25 protein-coding genes are annotated in these 25,540 nt (G+C 50.2%); 8 read left to right on the plus strand and 17 right to left on the minus strand.

Annotated elements, in window-relative coordinates; translation table 11 throughout:
* The first annotated feature begins 167 nt into the window (after positions 1 to 167).
* The 5 genes from dnaA to HC248_RS00025 all read left to right on the plus strand — a co-directional run bounded on the left by dnaA (position 168) and on the right by HC248_RS00025 (position 6,758).
* On the plus strand, positions 168 to 1,559 hold the full coding sequence (gene dnaA, locus HC248_RS00005; RefSeq protein ID WP_168920685.1) for a chromosomal replication initiator protein DnaA: 1,392 nt from the start codon (positions 168 to 170) through the stop codon (positions 1,557 to 1,559).
* 292 nt (positions 1,560 to 1,851) lie between these two features.
* Positions 1,852 to 2,958 carry a DNA polymerase III subunit beta gene (gene dnaN, locus HC248_RS00010; RefSeq protein ID WP_168920686.1) on the plus strand — a complete coding sequence of 369 codons (1,107 nt, stop codon included), beginning with the start codon at positions 1,852 to 1,854 and terminating at the stop codon, positions 2,956 to 2,958.
* 110 nt (positions 2,959 to 3,068) lie between these two features.
* Positions 3,069 to 5,672: a DNA topoisomerase (ATP-hydrolyzing) subunit B gene (gyrB, locus tag HC248_RS00015; RefSeq protein ID WP_168920687.1), complete on the plus strand. Its 2,604-nt coding sequence runs from the start codon at positions 3,069 to 3,071 to the stop codon at positions 5,670 to 5,672.
* Between the two features lie 193 nt (positions 5,673 to 5,865).
* Positions 5,866 to 6,477 (plus strand): 3'-5' exonuclease, encoded by a 612-nt coding sequence (locus HC248_RS00020; RefSeq protein WP_272953628.1) that lies wholly within the window; start codon positions 5,866 to 5,868, stop codon positions 6,475 to 6,477.
* A gap of 83 nt (positions 6,478 to 6,560) precedes the next feature.
* Entirely contained in the window at positions 6,561 to 6,758 is a 198-nt protein-coding gene (locus HC248_RS00025; RefSeq protein WP_168920677.1) for a hypothetical protein, read from the plus strand.
* A 146-nt stretch (positions 6,759 to 6,904) separates the two neighbouring features.
* Here HC248_RS00025 and minE read toward each other — a convergent pair whose 3' ends face one another.
* The 9 genes from minE to mnmG form a co-directional block, all read right to left on the minus strand.
* Positions 6,905 to 7,165 carry a cell division topological specificity factor MinE gene (gene minE, locus HC248_RS00030; RefSeq protein ID WP_168920688.1) on the minus strand — a complete coding sequence of 87 codons (261 nt, stop codon included), beginning with the start codon at positions 7,163 to 7,165 and terminating at the stop codon, positions 6,905 to 6,907.
* A 6-nt stretch (positions 7,166 to 7,171) separates the two neighbouring features.
* Positions 7,172 to 7,990, minus strand: a complete 819-nt coding sequence (gene minD / locus HC248_RS00035; protein ID WP_168920689.1) for a septum site-determining protein MinD — start codon at positions 7,988 to 7,990, stop codon at positions 7,172 to 7,174.
* A gap of 36 nt (positions 7,991 to 8,026) precedes the next feature.
* Positions 8,027 to 8,845 (minus strand): septum site-determining protein MinC, encoded by an 819-nt coding sequence (gene minC / locus HC248_RS00040; protein WP_168920690.1) that lies wholly within the window; start codon positions 8,843 to 8,845, stop codon positions 8,027 to 8,029.
* Positions 8,846 to 9,073: 228 nt separating this feature from the next.
* Positions 9,074 to 10,027 (minus strand): ParB/RepB/Spo0J family partition protein, encoded by a 954-nt coding sequence (locus HC248_RS00045; RefSeq protein ID WP_168920691.1) that lies wholly within the window; start codon positions 10,025 to 10,027, stop codon positions 9,074 to 9,076.
* Between the two features lie 46 nt (positions 10,028 to 10,073).
* Positions 10,074 to 10,619 carry an RBBP9/YdeN family alpha/beta hydrolase gene (locus HC248_RS00050; protein WP_168920692.1) on the minus strand — a complete coding sequence of 182 codons (546 nt, stop codon included), beginning with the start codon at positions 10,617 to 10,619 and terminating at the stop codon, positions 10,074 to 10,076.
* A 77-nt stretch (positions 10,620 to 10,696) separates the two neighbouring features.
* Positions 10,697 to 11,503, minus strand: a complete 807-nt coding sequence (locus tag HC248_RS00055; protein WP_168920693.1) for a ParA family protein — start codon at positions 11,501 to 11,503, stop codon at positions 10,697 to 10,699.
* A 39-nt stretch (positions 11,504 to 11,542) separates the two neighbouring features.
* Positions 11,543 to 12,166, minus strand: a complete 624-nt coding sequence (locus tag HC248_RS00060; protein ID WP_168920694.1) for a LysE family transporter — start codon at positions 12,164 to 12,166, stop codon at positions 11,543 to 11,545.
* Between the two features lie 81 nt (positions 12,167 to 12,247).
* On the minus strand, positions 12,248 to 12,907 hold the full coding sequence (rsmG, locus tag HC248_RS00065; protein ID WP_168920695.1) for a 16S rRNA (guanine(527)-N(7))-methyltransferase RsmG: 660 nt from the start codon (positions 12,905 to 12,907) through the stop codon (positions 12,248 to 12,250).
* On the minus strand, positions 12,904 to 14,898 hold the full coding sequence (gene mnmG / locus HC248_RS00070) for a tRNA uridine-5-carboxymethylaminomethyl(34) synthesis enzyme MnmG (protein WP_168920696.1): 1,995 nt from the start codon (positions 14,896 to 14,898) through the stop codon (positions 12,904 to 12,906). The genes rsmG and mnmG overlap by 4 nt, the downstream gene beginning before the upstream one ends.
* Before the next feature lie 255 nt (positions 14,899 to 15,153).
* Between mnmG and HC248_RS00075 the strand changes: the two genes are divergently transcribed.
* Entirely contained in the window at positions 15,154 to 15,753 is a 600-nt protein-coding gene (locus HC248_RS00075; protein ID WP_168920697.1) for an NADPH-dependent FMN reductase, read from the plus strand.
* Between the two features lie 108 nt (positions 15,754 to 15,861).
* Here the strand turns inward: HC248_RS00075 and HC248_RS00080 are convergent, their stop codons facing one another.
* On the minus strand, positions 15,862 to 16,818 hold the full coding sequence (locus HC248_RS00080) for an IS30 family transposase (RefSeq protein WP_168920698.1): 957 nt from the start codon (positions 16,816 to 16,818) through the stop codon (positions 15,862 to 15,864).
* 128 nt (positions 16,819 to 16,946) lie between these two features.
* On the opposite strand from HC248_RS00080, the gene HC248_RS00085 reads away from it, so the two are divergent.
* Positions 16,947 to 17,717, plus strand: coding sequence for a class II aldolase/adducin family protein (locus HC248_RS00085; RefSeq protein WP_168920699.1), 771 nt, complete (start codon positions 16,947 to 16,949; stop codon positions 17,715 to 17,717).
* Between the two features lie 16 nt (positions 17,718 to 17,733).
* Here HC248_RS00085 and HC248_RS00090 read toward each other — a convergent pair whose 3' ends face one another.
* Positions 17,734 to 18,561 carry a transglutaminase-like domain-containing protein gene (locus HC248_RS00090; RefSeq protein WP_168920700.1) on the minus strand — a complete coding sequence of 276 codons (828 nt, stop codon included), beginning with the start codon at positions 18,559 to 18,561 and terminating at the stop codon, positions 17,734 to 17,736.
* Positions 18,562 to 18,934: 373 nt separating this feature from the next.
* Complete coding sequence (locus HC248_RS00095; RefSeq protein ID WP_168920701.1) at positions 18,935 to 19,138, minus strand: DUF1328 domain-containing protein; 204 nt, start codon at positions 19,136 to 19,138, stop codon at positions 18,935 to 18,937.
* Positions 19,139 to 19,489: 351 nt separating this feature from the next.
* Here HC248_RS00095 and HC248_RS00100 point away from each other — a divergent pair, with 351 nt between their 5' ends.
* Positions 19,490 to 20,614 (plus strand): alkene reductase, encoded by a 1,125-nt coding sequence (locus HC248_RS00100; protein WP_168920702.1) that lies wholly within the window; start codon positions 19,490 to 19,492, stop codon positions 20,612 to 20,614.
* 101 nt (positions 20,615 to 20,715) lie between these two features.
* Here HC248_RS00100 and thiE read toward each other — a convergent pair whose 3' ends face one another.
* The 5 genes from thiE to thiC are packed head-to-tail and all read right to left on the minus strand — an operon-like array spanning position 20,716 to position 25,471.
* Positions 20,716 to 21,366 (minus strand): thiamine phosphate synthase, encoded by a 651-nt coding sequence (thiE, locus tag HC248_RS00105; RefSeq protein WP_168920703.1) that lies wholly within the window; start codon positions 21,364 to 21,366, stop codon positions 20,716 to 20,718.
* A gap of 13 nt (positions 21,367 to 21,379) precedes the next feature.
* Positions 21,380 to 22,198 (minus strand): thiazole synthase, encoded by an 819-nt coding sequence (locus HC248_RS00110; RefSeq protein ID WP_168920704.1) that lies wholly within the window; start codon positions 22,196 to 22,198, stop codon positions 21,380 to 21,382.
* A gap of 6 nt (positions 22,199 to 22,204) precedes the next feature.
* Positions 22,205 to 22,432, minus strand: coding sequence for a sulfur carrier protein ThiS (thiS, locus tag HC248_RS00115; RefSeq protein WP_168920705.1), 228 nt, complete (start codon positions 22,430 to 22,432; stop codon positions 22,205 to 22,207).
* A gap of 24 nt (positions 22,433 to 22,456) precedes the next feature.
* Positions 22,457 to 23,518: a glycine oxidase ThiO gene (thiO, locus tag HC248_RS00120; RefSeq protein ID WP_168920706.1), complete on the minus strand. Its 1,062-nt coding sequence runs from the start codon at positions 23,516 to 23,518 to the stop codon at positions 22,457 to 22,459.
* A 24-nt stretch (positions 23,519 to 23,542) separates the two neighbouring features.
* On the minus strand, positions 23,543 to 25,471 hold the full coding sequence (thiC, locus tag HC248_RS00125) for a phosphomethylpyrimidine synthase ThiC (protein WP_168920707.1): 1,929 nt from the start codon (positions 25,469 to 25,471) through the stop codon (positions 23,543 to 23,545).
* Between the last annotated feature and the right edge of the window lie 69 nt (positions 25,472 to 25,540).

The raw sequence follows: 25,540 nt of genomic DNA on the forward strand, positions 1-25,540 counted from the left end.
GGCATGGAGGCGAAAGGTCAGAACAAAAGCGTTTGTGGATAACTTGCTACCGGACTACAATTGCGGGTGTCAAAAATTCATAATATCCACAAGCATTCAACAACTTTTAAAGGCTTAGTCAGCACGACTTCAAGCCAAATCAAGCTCTTTTTCAAGCGTCGCCCGTCATGAGCGAGGTAAATAGCAATCTCGGTCAAAGCCTCTGGCAAACCTGCATCGAGCAGTTAGCCCAAGAGTTACCTGAACAGCAATTTAACACTTGGATTCGGCCATTGGCGGCTGAAGTCACCAGCGATTTGTCAAAAGTCACTATCCAAGTTGGCAACCGTTTCAAGCTGGACTGGATACGCGCGCAATACGCAGCCCGTATATCCGTTTTGTTGGAGAAAATTTCTGGTCAACATATTGTTCTTGAGTTAGCGCTTGCTCCGCGGGAGTCTGTTGTTAGACCTACAACTGTGTTGCGAAATTTTGAAGGCTCAGCTAATCCAGAACCAGTCGCAACAGGAATAGTTGAAGATCCTGCCAATATGCCGTTCAAAAGTCGCCTAAATACAGCGCTGACTTTCGACACACTCATTGAAGGAACGGCAAACCGCATGGGCAGAGCTGCGGCTCTACACGTATCAAGCAGTTTGGGTCAACTCTACAACCCATTATTTATCTATGGCGGCGTAGGTTTAGGGAAAACCCACTTAATGCACGCCATAGGCAACAAGTTACAGGGCGATAACCCAAACGCAAAAGTCCTTTACATACATGCAGAGCAATTTGTCTCTGATGTAGTCAAAGCCTATCAACGTAAAACCTTCGATGAATTCAAAGAGCGTTATCACTCTCTAGATCTGCTGCTGATAGATGACGTTCAGTTTTTTGCGAATAAAGATCGAACACAAGAAGAGTTTTTTAACGCTTTTGAAGCCTTACTCACTAAAAAATCGCACATTGTGATGACTAGCGATACCTATCCAAAGGGGCTGACGGATATACATGAGCGCTTGGTATCACGATTTGACTCAGGCCTAACAGTCGCGATAGAGCCGCCGGAATTAGAGATGCGCGTAGCCATACTGATTCGCAAAGCCGAAGTTGAAGGAACGCTGATGCCAGAAGAGGTCGCGTTCTTTGTAGCTAAGAACGTACGCTCTAACGTGCGTGAACTTGAAGGTGCGTTGCGCAAAATTCTGGCCTATTCACGTTTTAACCAAAAAGAAATCACTATCCAGCTGGCAAGAGACGCACTTCGAGACTTGTTATCTATCCAAAATAGACAAATTTCCGTCGAAAATATTCAGAAAACCGTCGCAGACTACTACAAGATCAAAGTAGCTGACATGTATTCAAAAAAACGTCCTGCGAGCATCGCAAGACCGAGACAAATTGCTATGTACCTAGCAAAAGAGCTAACGCAAAAGAGTTTGCCCGAGATTGGTGAACTTTTCGGCGGTCGAGATCACACAACGGTGCTGCACGCAGTGAGAAAAATGTCCGCTGAACGCCAGCTAATGACGGAATTAAATCAACAGTTGCATGTACTCGAGCAAACCTTAAAAGGTTGATCGCCACTAAAAATTACTGAAAAAACGATTTATTAATAAAAAAAGAAAAAAAATTTTGCCGTATAAGTCTGGGTATAAGTTTTTAATAACTAGGTACTTATCCACAGGCAAAGGCGGAAGTTAAAAGTTATTCATTTTGACGAGATTGGTTAAGAGTAGGCGCAGCACATAGTTAAACATCAGCTAAGCAACTGATTTAAAAGGGGAAAATGGCAATATCCACAGTTTGGTGCGACCCTTACTACTACTACTAATTTGAATTAAAGATATTAAAGAGAAATAAGAGGAAGACATGATCGTTCTGAAAGCCCCCCAAGATAAAGTTTTAGCAGTTCTCCAATCCGTCGCTGGTATAGTCGAACGCAGACACACACTGCCGATTCTTGCCAATGTATTGATCCGGAAAACCGGCTCACTTTTGCAATTAACTACCAGTGATCTTGAAATTCAAATTCGTAAAAGCGCCGAACTGGAAGGCGATATTGGAAATTTCACGACGACTGTTGGCGCACGAAAATTAATCGATATCTTGCGATCTATGCCCAGCGATCAAACGGTAACTTTGGAATCTGCACAGAATAAATTAATACTAAAAGGCGGAAAAAGCCGGTTTACTTTGCAAACAATGCCAGCAGAGGATTTTCCACTGGTGCAGGAAGCGGCCAGTTTTGGACCGGTTTTTTCGGTTCCACAAAAAACTTTAAAAGAGCTTTTAAATCAAGTCTCTTTTGCCATGGCAGTGCACGACATTCGTTACTACCTGAACGGTATTTTGTTTGTCGCAGAAGGAAAGCAACTGAGTTTGGTCGCCACTGACGGACATCGATTAGCTTATTCATCGGCTATTTTGGACGTTGAAGTACCAAAGCAAGAAGTCATATTGCCGCGTAAAACAGTGTTGGAAATGCAGCGCTTATTGAGCGATAAAGAGGGTGCAATCGAGATGCAATTTGCTGGAAATCAAGCTAAATTTAGCTTCGATGGCATGGAATTTGTAACTAAATTGGTTGAAGGTAAATTTCCTGATTACAACCGTGTGATTCCTAAAAATCACAAAAACATCATCACTTTAGGCCGCGTGCCTTTGCTCGCTAGCTTGCAGCGCACGGCTATTTTGACCAGTGAAAAATTTAAAGGCGTCAGACTCAATATCGATCCAGGTACTTTGCGTGTTGCCAGTAACAATGCGGAACAAGAAGAAGCGATCGATGAACTTGATATTGACTACGGTGGTGACTCCATCGAAATCGGCTTTAACGTCACTTATTTAATCGATGCTTTGTCAAATATGAATCAAGACATGGTCAAAATTGAATTGTCTGATTCCAACAGTTCAGCTTTGTTGACGATTCCTGATAACTCAACATTTAAGTACGTTGTTATGCCGATGCGGATTTAAAACATCCTGCTTTTGCCGCAATTGATTAGGCTCGCTATCCGCGTGGATTTAGCGGGTTTTTTCATTCTAGAGATTGAAAAAATCGAAGAAATTCGAAAGAAAAACCCCTTATGACCGATGTAAACAAAGATCAAGATCCCCCAGTGGGAGACCTATCACAGGTTCGCGACGGTGCTGCGCTTGAAGGGAGCTCTAATTTCCAGCCAACTATTGATGCGAATCAGGCTGGTGCGTCCGCTGCATATGGGGAGGAGTCGATTCAAATTTTAGAGGGCCTAGAAGCCGTGCGTAAGCGCCCTGGTATGTATATTGGCGATACATCAGACGGCTCTGGTTTGCACCACATGGTGTTTGAAGTCGTTGACAACTCTATTGATGAATCACTCGCTGGGCATTGCGATGAAATCACAGTCACGATTCACACGGATAACTCCGTCAGCGTGACAGACAATGGCCGCGGTATTCCGACCGGCATCAAAATGGATGACAAGCATGAACCCAAGCGTTCAGCTGCTGAAATCGCCTTGACCGAGTTGCATGCGGGTGGAAAATTTAATCAAAATAGCTATAAAGTTTCTGGCGGCTTGCATGGCGTCGGCGTGAGTTGCGTTAATGCGCTGAGCAAAATGCTGCGTTTGACGATTCGACGTGACGGCAAAGTGCACGTCATGGAGTTCTCCAAAGGTTTTGTACAAAACCGAATTATTCAGCAACTCGATGGTGCTGAAATCTCACCCATGAAGGTGTTGGGCGATACCGATAAGCGCGGCACTGAAGTGCACTTCTTGCCGGATACAGATATTTTTAAAGAAAATAACGATTTCCATTATGAAATCTTAAGTAAACGTCTGCGTGAACTGAGTTTTCTCAACAAAGGCGTAAAAATTCATCTTAAAGATGAGCGCAATGGTAAGGAAGATAATTTCGCTGGTGCTGGTGGTGTCAAAGGTTTTGTTGACTTCATTAACAAAGGTAAAACGGTTTTAAACCCGAACGTCTTCGCCGCAATGGGTGACAGGCAGAGCGACCAGGGAACCAATATCGGCGTTGAAGTAGCTATGCAGTGGAATAGTGGCTACAGCGAGCAAGTGCTTTGTTTTACCAACAATATTCCGCAACGAGATGGTGGTACGCACTTAACGGGTTTACGTGCGGCTATGACCAGAGTAATTAATAAGTATATTGATGATTCTGAAATAGCCAAAAAAGCCAAGGTTGAAGTCACTGGCGACGATATGCGAGAAGGCTTGTGCTGTGTTCTGAGTGTCAAAGTTCCTGAACCAAAATTTTCAAGTCAAACCAAAGACAAACTCGTCTCTAGCGAAGTGCGCGGCCCGGTCGAAGATATTGTTAGCAAACTTTTGCACGACTATCTACAAGAACGCCCTGCAGACGCCAAAATAATTGTGGGAAAGATTATTGAAGCTGCGCGCGCACGTGAGGCCGCGCGAAAAGCCAGAGACATGACTCGCCGCAAGGGTGTGCTTGACGGTATGGGCTTGCCAGGAAAGCTGGCAGATTGCCAAGAAAAAGATCCCGCCATGTGCGAGATTTACCTGGTCGAGGGAGATTCCGCTGGCGGTTCTGCGAAACAAGGACGCGACCGAAAATTTCAGGCAATTTTGCCTTTGCGCGGCAAGATACTGAATGTTGAAAAAGCCCGCTATGAAAAATTACTCACCAGTAACGAAATATTGACCTTGATCACCGCGCTGGGTACAGGTATCGGTAAAGCTGGCGGCAGCACTGGTAATGATGACTTTAATGTCGCGAAATTACGTTATCACCGCATCATCATCATGACCGATGCTGACGTTGACGGCGCCCACATTCGAACTTTGCTGTTGACATTCTTCTATCGTCAGATGCCTGAGTTAGTTGAGCGTGGTCATATCTATATTGCACAGCCACCGCTTTATAAAGTGAAAGCCGGCAAAGAAGAGCAATACCTAAAAGATTCTGGCGCCCTAGATAGTTTCTTGCTTCGTATCGCGCTGCGTGATGCGGCGGTTCACACAGGTGGTTCGGATAACACTCTGCTCAATGGAGAGGCCTTAGGCGAATTGGCGCGCAAGCATCAACTGGCTGAATCCGTTATCAACCGTTTGCGCGGCTTTATGGACGCAGAAGCCTTGAAAACCATTGCAGATGGCGTGAGTCTGAATTTGGAAACATTGGCTGAAGCGAAAGAATCAGCCGCCTTGTTGCAGCAATATTTACCGACCGCTGAAGTAGCAGGCGAGTTTGATGAGCGCACCGATAAGCCCATATTGCGTATCAGTCGTCGTCATCACGGCAACGTTAAAAGCAGTATTTTGACGCAGGATTTTGTGCGTGGTTTGGATTACGCGTCCTTAGCTGATGCTGCGGAAACCTTTCGCGGTTTGATTGGTGTGGGCGCTAAGGTGACACGCGGTGAGGGCGAGCGCCAGAAGGAAGAAAAAGTCACTGATTTCCGCCAAGCTATGCGTTGGTTAATTGCCCAAGCTGAAAACGTGACTTCTCGTCAACGCTACAAAGGTCTGGGTGAAATGAATCCAGAGCAACTTTGGGAAACGACTATGGATCCTCAAGTTAGGCGCTTGCTACGCGTGCAAATCGATGATGCGATAGAAGCCGATCACGTGTTCACTATGCTGATGGGTGACGACGTTGAACCGCGCCGTGAGTTCATTGAAAAAAATGCGCTCAGAGCTGGAAATATTGATATTTAATATTTGAAGTGACCTAGTTGATTGATAGTGATTTTGACAATCACTTTGCCTGCAAAAAATCCGTTGAAATAAACGGATTTTTTGTTGCTTTCAAAATTTAAATTTTATTTATCTAAGATAAATCAGACAGTTTTTCAATTTTTTTTGTTTTGTTAAAACGTTTTTATATTCAAGATTTTTAGGAGTCTGTTACTTGATAGCCGTCATTGATTTTGAAACTACTGGCTTATCGCCCGCTATGGGAGACAGAGCAACCGAAATTGCGATTGTGTTGCTTCAATCAGGTCAAGTGGTGGATAGGTTTCAAAGTCTTATGAATACGGGTAAACATATTCCTAGTTTTATTGAAACTTTTACTGGCATCAGCAACGCAATGTTGGCTTCTGCGCCTTCTGCACAAAGTGTTATGTGTGAGGCTAGTCGTTTTGTTGGTTCAATACCGATGGCGGCGCATAACGCGGCGTTTGACAGGCGTTTTTGGCAGGCTGAGATGAATCAAGCAGATCAGCCATCTACGCAAGACTTTATCTGTACTCTGCTGCTTTCTAGGCGCTTGTATCCGCAATCTCCCAGTCATCAATTGGGCCGTTTGGTGGAATTCCTCAATTTACCTAAAGCGGTTCGTGCGCACAGGGCTATGGCTGATGCTGAAATGGCTACGGCTTTACTGGTTCAAATGCAACATGACCTGCGTTTGACTCACGGTGTTAATCAGCCTGACCATGCATTTTTAAGGTCGGTTCAACGCTGCGCCAAATATGGTTTACCGGCTTTGTTTGCCAAGCAATTGGCACACAGTTGCTGATCTTATTTTACAAATTTAAACACGCCACATGTCATATCGACTTGTGAGAAACGCAAAATGATTTATTTCGAAAGGGGTAAGTCATGATTCAAAAAATTTTCTGGCATAGACGTTATCTGCGTGCGATTCCATCACTGGTGGTGTTAACAACCGCTATGGCTTGGGGTGTTTCTCCTGATGCAGAAATCATAGGCAGCGCACAAAAAAATATCAGTTGGCAACAGAGCAGAGTTTCTGATTCGCATCAAAACTTATTGGCTAATCAAAAATTAGACACGTAATTTGCATTTGTACAAATGCTTAAAACCAAAAACGCTGAATTTTTATTTCGCTATATTTTCCATCGGTATTTCTTAGCGAGAAATTTTTTTCCGATGTCGAATTTTATGAAATGTGATCGATTCAGCTTATTTTTATTTTGGCTAATTTACTTTTTGTCCGGTAGTTCTATCTTCACTTCAAGAACGTCAAGATTGTCCTGTCTGTCCACACTAACTTTGATATCGTCAAGGTTGATCGGGATATATTTAGCGATGACAGCCAACAGGTCTCTTTGTAGGTCGGCCATATATTCTGGTTTTGGGTGACGACCACTGCGCTCGTGTGCAAGAATTATCTGCAGTCGCTCTTTTGCGACGTTGGCAGTTTTCTTCTTCTCACCGAGCAAGAAAGATAAGAATGAGGCCATGGTGTTTTATTTCCCTCCAAACAAACGCTTGAAAAAGCTGTTTTTTTGTATATCGATAAATCGCATGGGTTTGTCGCTGTCGCCTAAAAAACGATCTATTACGTCCCTATAAGCTTCTGATACGTCGCTGCCTTCCATGTGTACGACAGGTACGCCTTGGTTGGAGGCTTGCAGTACGGATTCAGATTCAGGTATAACACCGATTAGCTTGATACGTAATATGTCTTGTATGTCTTCTATTGACAGCATCTGGCCTTGGTCAACACGATTTGGGTTGTAGCGTGTGATGAGCAGGTGCTCTTTAATAGGATCACCACCGTCTATTGCACGTTTGGTTTTGCTGGCAAGCATGCCTAATATACGGTCCGAATCGCGCACTGAAGAGACTTCTGGATTGGTCACTATCAACGCTTCGTCAGCAAAGTGCATGGCCATCATTGCGCCTGTTTCTATGCCAGCGGGTGAATCGCAAACGATGTATTCAAAGTCCATTGCCGCTAAGTCGGAAAGCACTTTTTCTACACCCTCTCGGGTCAACGCATCTTTGTCGCGAGTTTGTGAAGCGGCTAATACAAATAAATTATTGCACTGCTTGTCTTTGATGAGCGCTTGATTGAGAGTGGCTTCGCCTTGAATCACATTGATTAAATCGTAAACAACTCTGCGCTCGCAGCCCATGATTAAATCAAGATTGCGCAGACCCACATCAAAGTCAATCACTGCTGTTTTGTGACCTCTTAGTGCAAGGCCGGATGCAAAGCTGGCGCTGGTGGTAGTTTTACCGACGCCGCCTTTGCCTGATGTGACGACTATTATTTTTGCCATGAATTCTTTATTCCTTTAAACAAGGTGATCTGGGTTTTAACTACTCAGCGGGTCAAGGATTAGTTTGTCACCGTTAGCGCTGGTCATAAGGCGAATCTGTGTGGGTTTGCCAAAAACATTGGTGGGTAGCTTATGTTCACTGGTTCTGTAGACACCAGCGATGCTGAGAAGCTCGGCTTCCATGGAAAGCGCAAAGATGCGCGCATCTGTATTGCCGCGTGCACCTGCCATGGCTTTTCCACGCAGCGGGGCGTAAACATGAATATGACCGTCAGCGATGACCTCTGCACCTGCGTTAACCATTGCCATCACTACCAAGTCACGGCCACGTGCATAGACTTGTTGGCCTGAGCGCAATGGCTTGTCAATAATCATGGCGCTAAGTTGGCTGTCTGCAGAATTCACCGCGAGGGTGTGACTTTCTTTGGTTGAAACTGGAGTAGCTGTTTGAATTTCTTTAACCGTCACATCGCTTTTTTTAGCCGCTTTATTTTTAGCCGCGTTAGCGTTTAGGTAGGCGTCTGGGACGGCTATTAAACCGGCTGCTTGGCCGGCTGCCATTTGTGATTCGTTGCCACCGCGTATGGACATGGGTTGCAGCCGGTATTGGCGCAGCAGCGCTATAAGTGCGGTTATGTCGATGGGTGAAACGGCAGTGTCCGAGCTTTGCAGTGGTGTCAAATCAATCACTAGTGCATCTTGATCGAAAAAATCAGGTATGTCACCAAAGCGAAGTTTGAATTCACTGCCGAGTAAAGCTAAATCTGTTGACTTAAGCATCAGAGCAACTAGCGCAAGATTGGCGCTTTTTATTTCAAAGCTAAGAGGTGTAGTGGCAGTTGTGGCAACGGTCATGGTGCTGGTTATGTCTGCTTGCTAATTAGCCTTTTGCTTGCAACAGTAGGTATTAAAAATACAGTATCGCTGATACATAAGCGCATTTGATTTATTTTGCTGACTATCTGTTTTATAACTTTTTAGCGCGATATATTCAACGCAAAAAATCAATACCAAATATTTTTTTTAAACATTGTATCTGTCGCGTTTTACGTGAGCAGGTCTAGTGGCGGCACGCAAAACGTATTATTGACCACCGCGTAAACGTTCAATTAAACCGTTTAATTCATCCATGGATGAAAATGCAATTGCTAGCTCGCCCATGTCTTCTCGACGGCCATTGCGTTTGACTTGTTTTTTGATTCGCACCTCAACTTCAGCCATGAGTAAATCAGCCAATTCTTCTTCTACTCTTTTGGTATCACGTGACTTTTCCTTACTGGCTTTTTGCGGCTGTAAAGAAAATTCAGCACCCAGTTTTTTGACTAGATTCTCAGTCTCGCGTACTGACATTTTTTTCGCTGCGATCTGATTAGCCGCTGTAATTTGAGTCGCGCGGTCTAGGCTGAGCAAGGCTCTTGCATGACCCATATCGATATCACCCGCCATCAACATTGATTGCACTGGCTCGGCAAGATTGAGCAGGCGTAATAAGTTGGAGGCAGCACTGCGTGACCTGCCTACAGCTTGCGCCGCTAGCTCATGGGTGAGGCCAAATTCTTTCACCAGTCGCTGCAAACCTTGTGCTTCTTCAAGTGGGTTAAGGTCTTCGCGCTGAATATTTTCAATCAACGCCATGGCCGCCGCAGCTTCATCCGGCACGTCGCGCACCAGTACCGGAACGCTGTCTAAACCGGCAATTTTGGCAGCCCTAAAACGGCGCTCACCAGCAATGATTTCGTATTTCCCGTCATTCGGTCCACTGGTCAGCCGGCGCACCAGTATCGGCTGCATGATGCCTTGTGCTTTGATGGATTCAGCCAATTCATAAAGTGCGCCCTCGTCCATACGAGTGCGCGGTTGGTATTGGCCGGCCACCATATCTTGCAGCCTAAGAGACGCTGGCAGACCTGGGCTGCTTATGCTTCCGGGGTCGGCATTGCTGTAGTTAATGCTGTCTGGTCCCTCGGGCTCGTTAACTCTTGGACCGAGCAACGCTTCCAGTCCGCGACCCAGTCCCTTTGGTTTTTTTGTGGCCATGTGGCGAGTTCCTTTTATCGATGTTGTTGTGTAGCGTGCAGGTGGTTCAGGCTTGATTCATGAGGCGTTGCAACTGTGCTTGCGCCTCTGGCCAATCGCCTAAATTGCTTTGGCCGTTGAGGTGACCGCGCTCACCTGCTAATAGCAATGTTGCTCCCCAGTCTTTGGCAAAGCTGGTGCTGCGCTCTAGGCTGCAATAAGTGTCGTTGCTGCTGGCATAGACTAGGCTTTTAAAGCCCAAGCGTTGGCGCGCTATTGGTGCCCAGCTAGGCAGTATCTGGCGCATGTCTTCACGCTCCACATCTGCTGGTGCTACTAGTAGTGCTGCTTTGACGCGCTGCGTGTTGATTGAGTGTGCAGCCCAAGCGGCAACTTGAATGCAGCCTAAGCTGTGCGCTACTAGAACGGCATTATCTTGCTCAGGCAGATCCAGCAGTGTTTCTTCAAGCCGCGCTATCCAATCACCGCGCAAGGGTTTGATCCAGTCATGTTGCTCGACTCTGGTATAGCCCAAGCTTTTTTCCCAAAGACTTTGCCAGTGGGATGGGCCGCTATTTTGCCAGCCAGGAAGTATCAATACGTGGGTCGTCATAAGGCGGCTATATTGCTATTTTGCTATGATTTATATAGCAATTTATTGAGTGCGTAGGTGCTGAGACTGGTTGGTGATTACGGTTGGGCTGGTTTGTGGTTCATTGTTTTGACCCTCTCGACCATCTCTTGTGCAAAATTCACAAATGCCTGTGCACCTTTGGCGCTAGGGTCGAACACCACGCCTGGCAGGCCATAGCTAGGTGCCTCTGCTAATCTGACATTGCGTGGAATCACGGTGTTGAAAACCTTGTCCGAGAAATGCTCTTTTAGCTGCTCGCTTACCTGCTGTTGCAAGGTAATGCGCGGATCGAACATCACGCGTAGCAGGCCAATGATTTGCAAGTCCTTGTTCAAATTGGCATGTACCTGCTTGATGGTGTTGACCAGATCCGTCAGACCTTCGAGCGCGAAATATTCGCACTGCATGGGCACGATAACGCCGTGTGCGCAGCACAAACCATTCAGGGTCAACATGGACAGCGACGGTGGGCAATCTATCAGTACAAAGTCGTATTCAGTGTCGACTTGGGCTAGTGCGAGTTTGAGGCGTTTTTCGCGGCGTGTGACTTCAACCAGTTCTATCTCGGCGCCAGCCAACTCTCGGTTTGCGCCCAGAATGTCGTAGCTGCAACCGCTTTGCACCAGCTTGTCGCTTTTGACAATTGCTTCTGCAATCGTGGCCGATTCAAGCAAGACGTCGTAAACGGTAAGGGCGAGTTTGCGTTTATCAATCCCTGAACCCATGGTGGCATTGCCCTGTGGGTCTAAGTCAATCATGAGTACGCGCTGACCAAGCTTAGCCAGACCGGCGGCGAGATTAATGGCAGTTGTGGTTTTGCCGACGCCGCCTTTTTGGTTGGCGATGCAGAATATTTTGGCCATGTGGGTAGTTGTTGTTCTGTGAAAAGGGATGGCTAGGCTTTATCTCGTCAGTGCTAGCTTTAGGCCAAAGCCTATAAGAAAAACACCGGCAGCTTTCTCTAGCGCCATGACAATTTTTGGGTTGGCGCGCATACGTTCGGCTAGGTAATACGTCAGTATGACGACGATTAAGCCGTAGAGGAAAGTCAGTACGGCAATTGTTGCTGCCATCACGCCAAAAGTCGTGATGCCTTGATGCTGAGCAGGATCTACGAACAGCGGAAAAAAAGCCAAGTAAAAAACGATAGCTTTGGGGTTGAGCAGGGTGATGAAAAGCGATTGGCGCATATAGTGATGCGGCTTTATTTTCAAAATGGGTGCTGCGCCCGGTTTGGCCAGTAGCATCTTGCTGCCTAGCCAAGCTAAATAAGTCGCGCCCAGCCATTGCACGGCGTGAAAAGCATTTGGGTATGCGCTCATGAGGGCTGAGACGCCAGCCACTGCTGCCCAGAGTAATACTTGGTCACCTGCCATAACACCTAGCGTAGCGCCTAAACCACCGGAGACACCGCCCTTGCTAGTCGATGTGATGAGTGCCAAATTGCCGGGTCCTGGAACCAGTAGGAATAATATGATGGCAGCTACAAAAGTGCCGTAATCGGCGATTCCGGCAAAAGAACCCATTGCAAACCCTGAGAATATAGGAGGGCTTGAGTTTACGACAGACAAGTAGGCTGAAGTGTTGCTGTAAGCCCTGCTTTGCGCTTAGATTGGGTTTTTTTGTTGCATCCAGATGATGCAGCGCTCTGCGGCCAGTCCTGGTACCTGAAGTTGTTCCACGTGAAACACTTCAATGTTTGGCGCTAAGCCCGCCAGTTCTTCATTCGGATGTTTGCCTTTCATAGCAAGCCACACACCACCTGGAGCTAGTGCTTTTTCAGACCAATTGGTGAAATCGGGAAGGGACGCAAAAGCGCGGGAACAAATCACATCAAAGGCTTGGGTAATTGTTTCTACGCGTGCATGCAGTCCTGTGAGATTGGGAAGCTTAAGCTCTAGCGCGGCTTGGCGCATAAACGCAGTTTTCTTGGCAACAGCGTCGACGCAGCTCACCGCAATCGTGGGGCAGCAAATAGCAATCACAATTCCCGGTAATCCTGCGCCTGAACCAACATCAAGAAGACGACTGCTTTTTTCTTGTCCTGTTTTTCGTAAATGTTGCCTCAATGGTGTGATTGCTGCGAGGCTGTCTAGCAAATGGTGGGTCAACATTTCGGCAGGGTCACGCACGGCGGTAAGGTTGTAGACCTTGGTCCACTTGGCAATCATATTCAGGTAGCTCAGAAGCTGCGTGATTTGATGCTCACCTAATTCAAGCTTGAGTGTGGCCAAGCCCGCACGCAGGTCACTTTCAATGGCGGTCACAGGGCTGGTGCTTTCTCAGGGGCTTGGACTACAGTGTTTTTCCATAGATTCTTTTTCAGGTGAACCAGTAATAGTGAAACTGTTGCTGGTGTGATACCCGAAATGCGTGATGCCAGGCCCAAGGTTTCTGGCCGGTGTTTAGCCAGTGTTTGGCGTGCCTCAAAACTCAGTGCTGCAACTTGCAGATAGTCTAGGTCTACTGGCAACTTTAGATTCTCGTAATGCGCGGTGCGCTCTACTTCCTGTTTTTGCAGATCTATGTAACCCGCGTATTTGGCGCTAATTTCTATTTGTTCGACTACGCTTTTCGCCATGTCTGCATCTAGTGCTGTTTCACGTGAAACATTGGTTTCACCGCCTTGAATATCGGGGTTGATATATTTGCCGCCATCTAGCGACATTAGGCCTGCGTAGTTGACATCGGGCCGGCGCAATAAATCCGCAAAGTTGTGTTCGCGTTCCAAGGCTTTGCCAAATACCCGTTCAGCATCTGGCAGTGGCAGGTTGTTGGGATTGACCCAGATGGCTTTCAAACGCTGTGTTTCACGTGAAACAGCATCGCGCTTACGGTTAAAAGAGTCCCAGCGTGCATCGTCAACCAGACCCAGTTCGCGTCCCTTTTCAGTCAAGCGCATATCGGCGTTATCTTCGCGCAGCATTAGGCGGTACTCGGCTCGGCTGGTAAACATGCGGTAGGGCTCGGTCACACCTTTGGTGATCAGGTCGTCCACCAGCACGCCGAGATAGGCTTCATCTCGCTTAGGTAACCATGCTGGCTTGTCCTGACACTGCAGCGCTGCGTTGATACCGGCAAACATGCCTTGTGCCGCTGCTTCTTCGTATCCGGTTGTGCCGTTAATCTGGCCTGCGAAAAATAAGCCCTTGATAGCGCGCGTCTCAAAACTCGTTGTCAATGCACGTGGGTCAAAGTAATCGTACTCAATCGCGTAACCGGGACGAATGATGTGTGCGTTTTCCATACCCGCCATGGAACGCACCAGCTCGTACTGAATATCGAAAGGTAGACTGGTCGAAATACCGTTGGGGTAGATCTCATGCGTGTCCAAGCCTTCGGGCTCCAGGAAAATTTGGTGGCTGTCTTTGCCTGCAAAGCGATTGATTTTGTCTTCTACGCTGGGGCAGTAGCGCGGACCCACACCGTCTATCTTGCCGGTGAACATGGGGCTGCGGTCAAAGCCCGAGCGGATGATGTCGTGCGTGCGCTCGTTGGTATGGGTGATGTAGCACGGCACTTGTCTAGGGTGAGCAATGCCAGCACCCATAAAACTGAACACCGGTACTTGCCCGGCTATGCCGCCCGGCATGCCGTCGCCCGGCTGTGCGGTGCATTTGCTGAAGTCTATGGTGCGCCCATCTATGCGCGGCGGCGTGCCGGTTTTCAGGCGACCCTGCGGTAGTTTGAGTTCCTTGAGCCGGCTTGAAAGAGACACTGCTGGCGGATCCCCCGCCCGGCCTGCGGCGTAGTTGTTCAAGCCTACGTGGATTTTACCGTCTAAAAATGTACCCGCCGTCAGTACCACCGTGCGGGCGCGAAACTTAATGCCAACTTGCGTGATGGCACCAACCACTTTGTCACCTTCGACGATCAAATCATCGACAGCTTGCTGGAACAGCCACAGATTGGGTTGGTTCTCCAGCTTGCGGCGGATGGCCGCCTTATACAAAATGCGATCAGCTTGCGCCCGAGTAGCGCGTACAGCGGGGCCTTTTGAGCTGTTGAGTATGCGGAACTGTATGCCGCCTTCGTCGGTCGCCAAGGCCATGGCGCCGCCCATGGCATCGACTTCTTTGACTAAGTGACCTTTGCCTATGCCGCCTATGGAGGGGTTGCAACTCATCTGGCCTAAGGTCTCGATGTTGTGTGTCAGCAGCAAAGTCTTGCAGCCCATGCGGCTAGCAGCTAGCGCCGCTTCAGTGCCGGCATGGCCGCCGCCCACCACGATCACATCAAATTCTTGCGGATAAAACATGACAAATTCCAATTTCTATTGTGTGGCATTCCCCATGCCGCGAATCATCGTTACAGGTCTGGGTAATTGGCCAAATATGGCTGAGCGCTTGACTATGCTTAAGTCAAATGCGCTTAGCTAAGTACGCATCGCTAACTACGCTTAGGTTAACTTCACCTAGGTTAACTGCGCTGGTTTTAAAATTAAGCATTTTACCGGTCTGCCATCTAGCACACCTTGATCAGGACTTTGTCATGCGTGTGGTGAAATCACTGCATGAATAAATCTACTCTGCCCGTCAAACTTTTAGTCTTTGCCGGTAGCACCCGCAAGGCCTCTTTTAATCGCCAACTCGCCCATGTCGCTGCGACTATGGGCCGCGCCGCTGGCGCTGAAGTCACGCTATTGGATTTGGCTGACTTTGATATCCCCATGTATAACGCTGACCTTGAAAGCCACGGTACACCGGCTGATGTGATGAAGCTGAAAAAAATCATGTTCGCCCATTCCGCTTGGATTATTTGCTCGCCTGAGTACAACGGTAGTTACACAGCTCTGCTCAAAAACACGATTGACTGGGCTTCTAGCCCGGTGAAGTCAGACCCCGAATGGTCTAGTGGCAGCAAAGCTTTTGTGGGCAAAGTCGTCGGTTTGCTGAGTGCTTCTCCGGGTGCCTTGGGCGGGCTGCGTTCGCAAAGTCATCTAGTGCCCTTAATGCTCAACCTGCAATGCTGGGTTGCGCCCAAGGCTTTTGCGCTGGGCCGCGCCGGTGATGCTTTTGATGCACAGGATGATCTCAAGGACGAGGCCCAGCGCAAAATGGTTCAGGCCGTTGTTGAGCAAGTTTTAATGGCTAGTGGCCGACTTGCCGACTAATTACCGTGAGGCGCTGACTCAGCTAGAGAAGACTTTTGCAAAGACAAAGAGTGCTAGCTGCTTTTGATTTAATAGCTGGCGGATTCAAGCTTGAAGTGCAACAGCGTGTTAGTTGGACTTTAACTCTTCCATAAAAACCTGATGCGGTGTTCGATACCCCAAACATTTTCTAGGACGATGATTGAGCCTGTGCATCGCTAAAGCAATGTCATCGTCGGTGATGCAATTAAAGCGCATCCCCTTTGGGAAAAACTGGCGAATCAAACCGTTCATATTCTCGTTTGTCCCACGCTCCCACGAGGCGTATGGATGGGCGAAAAAGAAATCTGCACTCAGCGCAGAAGCTATTCGTTCATGCTGAGAAAATTCCTTGCCGTTATCTGTCGTGAGTGTGTGCACGCAATGAGCGAATGGTTTAAGTAAAGTGATTAACGCGTCCCCTACGGCTTGCGCTGTTTTGAATGGCACGTGGAAAATTATTGAATACCGAGAGACACGCTCGTTAATCGTCACTAGGGCTTGCTTCTGCCCGGCACCAATCACCAGATCAGCCTCCCAGTCGCCAAAGCGCGCACGCTCAAGCACGATGGCGGGTCGCAGTTCTATTGAGACCTGGCGAGAGATGGTGCCGCGCCGTTCACGGCCGCTGCTGCGTTTTTTTCGCGTCTTCTGGCAACGCAGTGTTTTATGCAAGCTGCCGCCCGCGCGTTTGTCAGCGTAGATGTACTGGTAAATGCTCTCATAGCTAACACCGGGTTGGCATCGAGCTTCGAGGTGGCCGCTGATTTGTTCGGGGCTCCAAGCCTCAGCCAACTTTTCCTCCACTACAGCCCATGTCGAGTCAGCAACTCTAGGACTATTGGCGCAGGCAAGTCTACGTTCTTGGGCTTTGTCATTTGCCTGCTTAGGGCGATAGCCTCGTAGACCGCGGTTACGACGCAACTCACGGCTGATGCTCGATTTATCACGGTCCATCATTTTTGCAATTTCACTTTGATTGAAGTTTGCTTTGACGAGGATTGCAATCTGGTAACGTTCGTCACGGGTGAGGTGTGTGTAAATCATTCTGGGCAACTTTGACTTGGTGGTCGGGAAGCTTGGATGCTCTCACATCTCACCCACCCGTCCGGTTAGTTTCAAAGTTGCACTTCAGACTTGAATCCGCGGCTTTTTAAAAACCAATGGAGACAAATATGAATATTCCCTTACTCAAAGAAACTGTTAATCCTGAAGAGTGGCAACTGCGCTGCGATTTGGCAGCTTGCTACCGCTTGGTTGCGTTGTATGGCTGGAGCGATTTGGTGTTCACGCATATCAGCGCCAAGCTGCCGACCTCTGTTAGCGGGCCAGATGCACACCATTTCCTGATCAATCCTTATGGGCTGATGTTTGACGAGATCACCGCTTCCAGCCTGGTTAAGGTCGACGAGAAGTGCAATAAAGTGATTGAATCCCCATTTCCGGTAAACCCGGCTGGCTTTGTGATCCATAACGCCGTGCATGAAGCCCGTGAGGACGCCGGCTGCGTCATCCATACCCATACCCGCGCAGGCGTCGCTGTGAGCGCTCAGAAGGCCGGTATCTTGCCTATTAGCCAGCAGTCAACCTTTGTGCTGGGCTCGCTGGCTTATCACGACTACGAGGGCGTGGCATTTCGGGATGATGAAAAGCCGCGTCTGCAAGCTGATCTGGGCCAAGCCAATTTTCTGATGCTGCGCAACCACGGCTTACTGGTAGTGGGTAAAACTATCGCTGATGCTTTTCTGTCCATGTACATCTTTGAATCAACTTGCAGCATACAGCTGGGCGCTCAAGCCGGTGGCGAGTTAACGCTGGTTAATCCGCTCATCGTTAAAGGTGTGGCCGAGGCCATGCGGGTGCAAACCAGCGGCATGGGTGGTGCATTCGCTTGGCCGGCGTTGATACGCAAGCTAGAGCGGCTTGACCAAAGTTACAAGACTTAATCGCCTAAAGTTTGAGTCAGCTTGCGGCATCGGTTTGGCCGATCGTGTTGAGCGATTGCTCAGCTTCATCGATGCGCAGCGTTTTTTGCAGCAATTGCACATTGCCAAAGGCTGTTGCAAACGCCACATCCTTGGTATCGCGTCCAGTGCCCACTCGTACAAGTTTGTCTATAGAGGCTTTTTGGGTCGGATCAAACACAACCCACTGCTGGTCTAACCAAGCTTCGTAAACCGCGTGGAAGTCTTGCGGCGGTGCGGCAAATTTGACGTAGCCTACAACCAGTCTTGCCGGAATATTCAGCGCCCGACACAGGGCGATGCCTAGGTGCGCAAAGTCACGACTGACGCCGGCGCGCTGCACAAACACTTCTTGCGCGCTGGTGTGGCCATCGTTATAGCCGGGCAGATATTCAATCGCAGTTTGCATCCAGTCGTTGATCGCAGTCACTCGCTGCACGCCGGTCGGTAGTTGACCAAACATTTGCTGGGCGGCGCGGCTCAGGCTGTCGGATTCGCAATACCGGCTAGGCATCAAGTAGCGCAAGACTTCGTCGGGTAAGTTGCTGACCGGACATTCCGGTAGGTTTAGCTGCTCCGGCAAAGGATTGATCTCAACTTTGGCGTGATAGTTGATAGACAAAATGCCGCGCGGCGCATCTAAACGCACGAAGCGATTACCGCTGCGGTCATCCGAAAAGTGCCGAACTTTCATACTCGGCGTGATGGTCAGGCGTTCCTCGAGAACGCGATGCCCCTCATGGAAAGCCGCTTCAATATGAAATATGAAATGTGCGGTTTGGGCAATTTCGTATTCAAGCAGCGAATCAACGGTGGTAATTTGCATATTTATTTGACTTCTTTGCGTTGGAATGCATAACTTAGTTTTATGACTTTTTTACCATGGCGCTGGCGTTGTAAATGGCGTACTAGCTCTTTGCAGCGTACGACCTGTCGGCGTTTAAAGCGGGTGATGTCGGCGATTTTTCGGTCGCACTAAACCAGTACTTGCAGGTGAGTTGAGTCATGAGAGTCGCTCGCTCTAGTACTTCGGCCGATAGATCACGCCGGTTTTTTGCCTTCAGCCGGCTAAGCAGCATGAACTCTGAAATTTTGGCTTGATACACCCTGCGCTGCTGGTTGTTCGCTGGCGTAAAGAGTCTGTTTTGTAACGGGGCTAAAGACTGGAGTGAAATGGGGCGGATTTTGAGCGCAGCCATTTATTTACAAACTGCGTTCACCGTTTTGCTGCTGCCGAGGGCGAGCAACGCAAAAAGCAGAGTCATTACTAAAAATAGAGCCGATGCGGTTTGGGCAATATCAGCAGTGTTTACAACACTAGAAATATCCATGGCTATGTCACCAAATCCCAAGCCTGCTGCGAATAAAGAGAGGAGGGAAAACAGTAAAGCGTACTTGAGCATAAAAAAATTTCGGTGTGACGAAGCAAGACCAGAGACGGTAGACAAAGCTGACATCGTCCAATCCTAAAAGTAGAGACGATTGCAGCGCATCAGATGCTTGCGCGTATACGTGTAGGACTGCGGCCACTAGCTTTGCTCGTTGCTATATTTTTTATAGCGATAACTTGTTTGCAGTCAACAAGTCCAGTCATATTACTAATTCCCTTTCAGAAAAAGTCTGATCTCTGCAGCCCTGCACCAATGAACAAAGACCGATAGCATCGGGGCAATGGTTATAAAAAACCGCTGACAAAGCAGTTTTTCTTCTCACTTTCCTTACTTTTTTCACTTTTCTTGATTAATTAAATCCTTATGACTACATCCTCCAGCGTCACCGCCCGTACTCTTTTTAATCCGGTTCAAATCGGCGACTTACAGTTGACGAATCGTATTGTTATGGCGCCGCTCACGCGCAACCGCTCACCGAACGCCGTACCGCCGCCTATGGTGGCCACGTACTATGCCCAGCGCGCCACTGCCGGTTTAATCATCAGCGAAGCGACTGCTATTACTCACCAAGCGCAGGGCTACTCTGATGTACCCGGCCTTTACGGTGCGGATCAGCTCGAAGCGTGGAAGCGCGTGACTGACGGTGTGCATGAGAAAGGCGGCAAGATGGTTGTCCAGCTTTGGCATGTGGGCCGCGTTTCCCACGTGGACTTACAACCCAACGGCGGCAAACCGGTAGCGCCTTCGGCGATCACGGCAAAAACCAAAACCGTTTTGATCCAGAATGGTGTGCCAACTTTTGTGGACACTTCTGAGCCGCGCGCATTGGAGACTGATGAGTTGCCTGACCTTGTGAACAGCTACAAGGTTGCTGCTCGCAATGCAGTAGACGTCGCCGGTTTTGATGGCGTTGAGGTACATGCAGCCAATGGTTATTTGTTAGACCAGTTTTTGCGCAGCGGCTCTAACAAACGCACCGACGAGTATGGCGGCAGCATTGAAAACCGCGCCCGTCTCATGCTTGAAATCATGCAAGCCATTACCGACGACATTGGCGGTGGCCGTACCGGTATTCGACTCTCACCAGTTACCCCGGCTAACGACTCACTTGACGCAGATCCACAGCCTTTGTTTGATTATGTGGTTCGTCAATTGGCGAGTATGAACCTTGCATACATCCATATAGTTGAAGGCTCTACTGGCGGTGCGCGCGAGCTCGAAGAGCATCCCTTTGACTACTCTGCATTGAAGGCGGCCTATCACGATGCTGGCGGTAATGGTGCATGGATGGTGAACAACGGCTACGACTTAGAGTTGGCTGAACATGCGGTTAGCAATGGCGCTGATCTGGTGGCCTTTGGTCGCCCGTTTATTGCCAATCCAGATCTGGTTGAACGCCTGCGCATCAAGGCGCCGCTCAATCCACAAGACCGTGCGACTTTCTACGGCGGCACGGATAAAGGCTATATCGATTACCCAGCGCTGTAAACACAACGCGGTTTGACGTTTTAGTCAAAACCCCCGGCCCTTTTAGGGTGCGGGGGTTTTTTTCTGCCCGTATTATTTTGTCGGGCGATGTCAATTGAGGTTTAGCGCAGTGCGCTGGCAGAACGAAAAATTGCCAAGCCTTGCAGCGCTGCATCCTGTGGTGACTGCGCCAATGTCACAGCGCTAACCACTGCTACACCCTGCACGCCGCAGGCCAGCACACCCGGCATGCGGTCTAGTGAAATTCCGCCTATCGCCACTACCGGATAGGGTGCGCCCAGTTTTGCCCACACCTGTAATTGTTCTAGTCCGACTGGTGCATAAGGCATGACTTTAAGCGTGGTGGGGTAGACCGGTCCTATGGCTAGATACGATGGCTGCACCGCATGGGCGCGTGCCAGCTCTGCTGGCGTATGAGTACTCAGTCCCAGACGCAGGCCAGCATGACGCAAGGCGGTTATGTCGGCGCTGTCCAAGTCTTCTTGGCCCAGATGCACGCCATAGGCGCCAGCGTCCAGCGCCAATTGCCAATGGTCGTTGATAAAAACTTGCGCACCTGCAATAGAGCGGCCAGCGGCAACTGCTGCTTGCACTTGGCGCACTATCTCCTCGGGGCTGTGGTCGGTTTCCTTGATGCGCAGCTGCACGGTGCGCACACCCCAGCTAAGCAGACGCTGTACCCAGTCAGCAGTTGGCACGACTGGGTAAAAACCGAGGGGGCCGCTTAAAGGGGCAAAAGACGGGTTGTGCATAAGCTTTATTTTTTCAGGGTGCATGCCAAAACGGCATGCCGACAGTTGAGGTCGAGGCTTGCGCTGCTGCGCGCTCTGGCATGGGCGTCGATTCATAAGCCGCCCGGCCGCCGGCAACGCCATCGGCAAAAGCCCGCGCCATACGCACTGGATCACCGGCTTGGGCCACCGCAGTATTGAGTAGTACGGCATCAAAGCCCAATTCCATGACTTGGGCGGCATGTGACGGCCGTCCTAGTCCTGCGTCAACTACTAGCACTGCATCTGGCAGGCTTTTGCGCATGGTCTCTAGCGCATAGGGGTTAAGCGGGCCACGGCCTGTACCAATAGGTGCTGCCCAAGGCATGACCGCGGCGCAGCCAGCGTCGTGCAGGCGTTTGGCGATGACTAAGTCGTCGGTGGTGTAGGCAAACACGGCAAAGCCATCGCGCGCTAATTCTGTGGCTGCCGCTAGCGTGGCATGGGTGTCGGGCTGCAAGGTGTAGTCATCGCCAATGACTTCGAGCTTGATCCATTGGGTGCCAAATATCTCGCGTGCCATTTGCGCCAGTGTGATGGCTTCTTGCGCGCTATGGCAGCCCGCTGTGTTGGGCAAAATATGGCAACCTAGCGCCGAGATACGCTGCCAAAAACTGTTTCCGCCACCGCTCTCAGGTTGCAGCCGGCGCATGCCGACGGTCAGCACTTGGGTGCCACTGGCGGCGACGGCGTCACTCAGTGTTTGCGGCGACGGGTAATGTGAGGTGCCCAGAAAAAAGCGGCTTTTTAGTGTGACACCGGCGACTTGCCAAGGCTGGCCGTGGGCAATGCCAGTGTCTGTTGTTGCGTTCATTTAGCGTTAGCCTCCAGCAATCGGTGTGATCACATCGACGCGGTCGTGTGCTTGTAGTGTCTGAGTCGGCCATTGCGGGCGCGGTACAAAACTGTTGTTCACGGCGCAGGCAAACGCGCCTTGCAGCGCGTAGCCTTGTTCGATCAACAAGGCTTGAAGTGCGTTTGCGCGGGTGTGCAGCGGCTTGCCGTTCAGGGTGATTTCAAATCCCGTTTGGGTTTGTGGTGCGGTCATGGCCATTAGTGAGTAGTCAGCAATTTAGCAAGCTGCTAGTTTATGCGCCAGCTGATCGACCAGTGCTGGCGTGCAGAGATAGCCGTGGCGATACAGGCCATTGATGTGCCAGACGCCGTCTTGCTGCACCACGACTGGCAGGTGGTCGTCTAGCGCCGGGCGCAGCGCCGCATTCATGCGCAGTATGCGGGCCTCGCCAAAAGCTGGGTGCAGGCTATACAGCGCACTGGCTAATTCCAACATCGATCGCACGGTGACTGCGCCGGTGTCTTCAGACTCCAACTCGGTAGCGCCGACCACAAACACATTGTTTGGCCGTGGCGCTACATACAGCTGGTAGCGCGGGTGCATGAGACGCACCGGCCGCAGCAGTTCTACGCCCGTGCACTGCACGCGTAAAACCTCGCCGCGTACACCGCGCAGTTTTGGCAAGGCCGATTTAGCACCCACGCCGCGTGCGTCAACTGTGGCGTCAAAGGTATAGCTTTGACCCGCGCTGGTGATTTCATGCGCGCTAATGCTTTGCACCGGCTGGCCTTCATGCCAATTCAGACCTAGCCTTTCAAGTTCGGTGGCCAGTGTTGTCATCCAGCCCTCGTTGTCAAGCTGACCTTCGCCATCTAGAAACAAGCCGCCATTAAAGCGGCCGGCTAGCGCCGGTTCACGATGGGCTAGTTGTGCTGCATTGAGCGTTTGGACTTGTGGTTTGCATTCTTCGGGCAGCTTGTGGCCTAACAGACGGGTAAAGTGTTCTAGTGATGCGCCGTCTTGTGCATGGGCCACGACCAAAGTGCCTTGGGCGCGAAAGTAAACCGGCGCTGCACCGCCTTCAGCTAACTCACCTATCCATTTGGGCCAGAGCTGCATAGAGCGCTGACCTAGTGCGAAGACTTCGTTATCGGACACCGCCAACTCGGCCATAGGCGCCAACATGGCCGCCGCTGTCATAGATGCGGTGTGCAGGTCACCGCGCTGGCGTGCGTCAAACAGGCTGACCCGAAAGCCAGCCCGCAGCAAACGCCAGGCCAAGGTGCGACCCGCTAAGCCAGCACCAGCGATGCCAATATGCGCTTTGGCTGGTTTCATGTTTGCGCCCTGGGTGCGGATAAATTAAGAATAAATTTCATTGCCACCTTTTCGGAACTCCTTGGCTTTTTCTTCAAAACTGTTATTGATATCCAGCGCCACCGGTTTGATGGCGATCACGCCGGACTGGCCAGCCAGCGTTGTGCTGGCCGGGTTTAAGCGCGCGAATTCGCGCACTTCTTGGGAGATTTTCATGGAGCAAAACTTTGGCCCACACATGGAGCAAAAATGCGCGACTTTGGCGTTTTCCTTGGGCAAAGTTTCATCGTGATAAGCCATGGCGGTGTCGGGATCAATCGCCAGACGGAACTGGTCTTCCCAGCGAAATTCAAATCGCGCTTTAGACACCGCGTTATCCCACATCTGCGCGCCCGGATAACCCTTGGCCAAGTCGCCTGCGTGGGCGGCAATTTTGTAAGCAATCAAGCCTTGCTTGACGTCATCACGGTTAGGTAGGCCTAAGTGTTCCTTGGGCGTGACGTAGCACAGCATGGCCGTGCCATACCAGCCAATATTGGCGGCACCCATGGCGGATGAAATGTGGTCGTAGCCGGGCGAGATATCGGTAATCAAGGGTCCCAAAGTGTAGAAAGGTGCTTCAAAGCAGGCTTCGAGTTGCTTGTCTACGTTCTCTTTGACCAACTGCAAGGGCACATGGCCTGGGCCTTCAATCATCACCTGTACATCGTGTTTCCAGGCGATTTGCGTCAGCTCGCCCAAGGTGTGCAGTTCGGCGAATTGGGCTTCGTCGTTGGCGTCGGCAATGGAGCCGGGACGCAGACCGTCGCCCAGCGAGAAGCAAACGTCATAAGCTTTCATGATCTCGCAAATGTCTTCAAAGTGCTCGTATAAAAAGCTCTCGCGGTGGTGCGACAAACACCACTTGGCCATGATGGAGCCACCACGCGAGACGATGCCCGTCAAGCGGTTGGCGGTCAGCGGCACATAGGCTAGGCGCACGCCGGCGTGAATCGTGAAGTAGTCCACGCCTTGCTCGGCTTGCTCTATGAGGGTGTCGCGAAACAATTCCCAAGTCAGGTCTTCGGCTTTGCCGTTGACTTTTTCTAGTGCTTGATAAAGCGGCACCGTGCCAATCGGCACTGGCGAATTGCGCAAAATCCATTCGCGAGTTTCGTGAATATTCTCGCCGGTTGATAAATCCATCACCGTGTCTGCGCCCCAGCGAATCGACCAAACTAGCTTGTCAACTTCTTCCTCAATCGAAGACGTCACGGCTGAGTTACCGATGTTGGAGTTGACCTTGATCAGGAAATTACGGCCAATAATCATCGGCTCGGATTCCGGATGATTGATGTTGTTGGGTATCACCGCACGACCGCGTGCGACTTCATCACGGACAAATTCGGCCGTCACGTTCTGGGGAATAGCGGCGTTAAACGAGTGACCAATTTTGGGCATGCGCTCGGTCGCCAAGCGCTCGGCGAGTTGCGCCCGCACCAAGTTTTCGCGCACGGCGATGTATTCCATTTCGGGTGTGATGATGCCTTTGCGGGCGTAATGCATTTGCGAGACGTTGGCGCCCACTTTCGCACGGCGCGGCACCGGCGAATGCGCCATGCGCAGCGCGCTCAAGCTGCTGTCGTTAAGACGCTGTTGGCCATAGGCGCTGCTAATGCCGGGCAATGCCTCGGTGTCATTGCGCTGGGCAATCCAGTCGGCGCGCAGCGCGCTCAGGCCGCGGGTGATGTCAATGCTGGCTGAGGGGTCGGTGTAGACGCCAGATGAGTCATACAAGCGCAACGGCGGGTTGGCTTCGCGCCGCTCGCCTAGGCCGTCTTGGACCAAGGTTTCGGTCAGTGTGACTTCGCGAAACGGTACTTGTATATCGGCGCGCGGGCCGGGCAGGTAGATCTTCGCGGAGCCGGCAAACGGCGTGCGCGTGATGCGGTTGGTCAGGTCTTGGGTATCAACGGTGAGGCGGGTTTTGGCCATGGCTTGGAATCTCCGGAACATCAGGCAAACACAAAAAGGACTGGTGCTTGTCTGGGAGCCGGAATGCTT

This window comes from Polaromonas vacuolata, assembly GCF_012584515.1.
GTDB lineage: Bacteria > Pseudomonadota > Gammaproteobacteria > Burkholderiales > Burkholderiaceae_C > Polaromonas > Polaromonas vacuolata.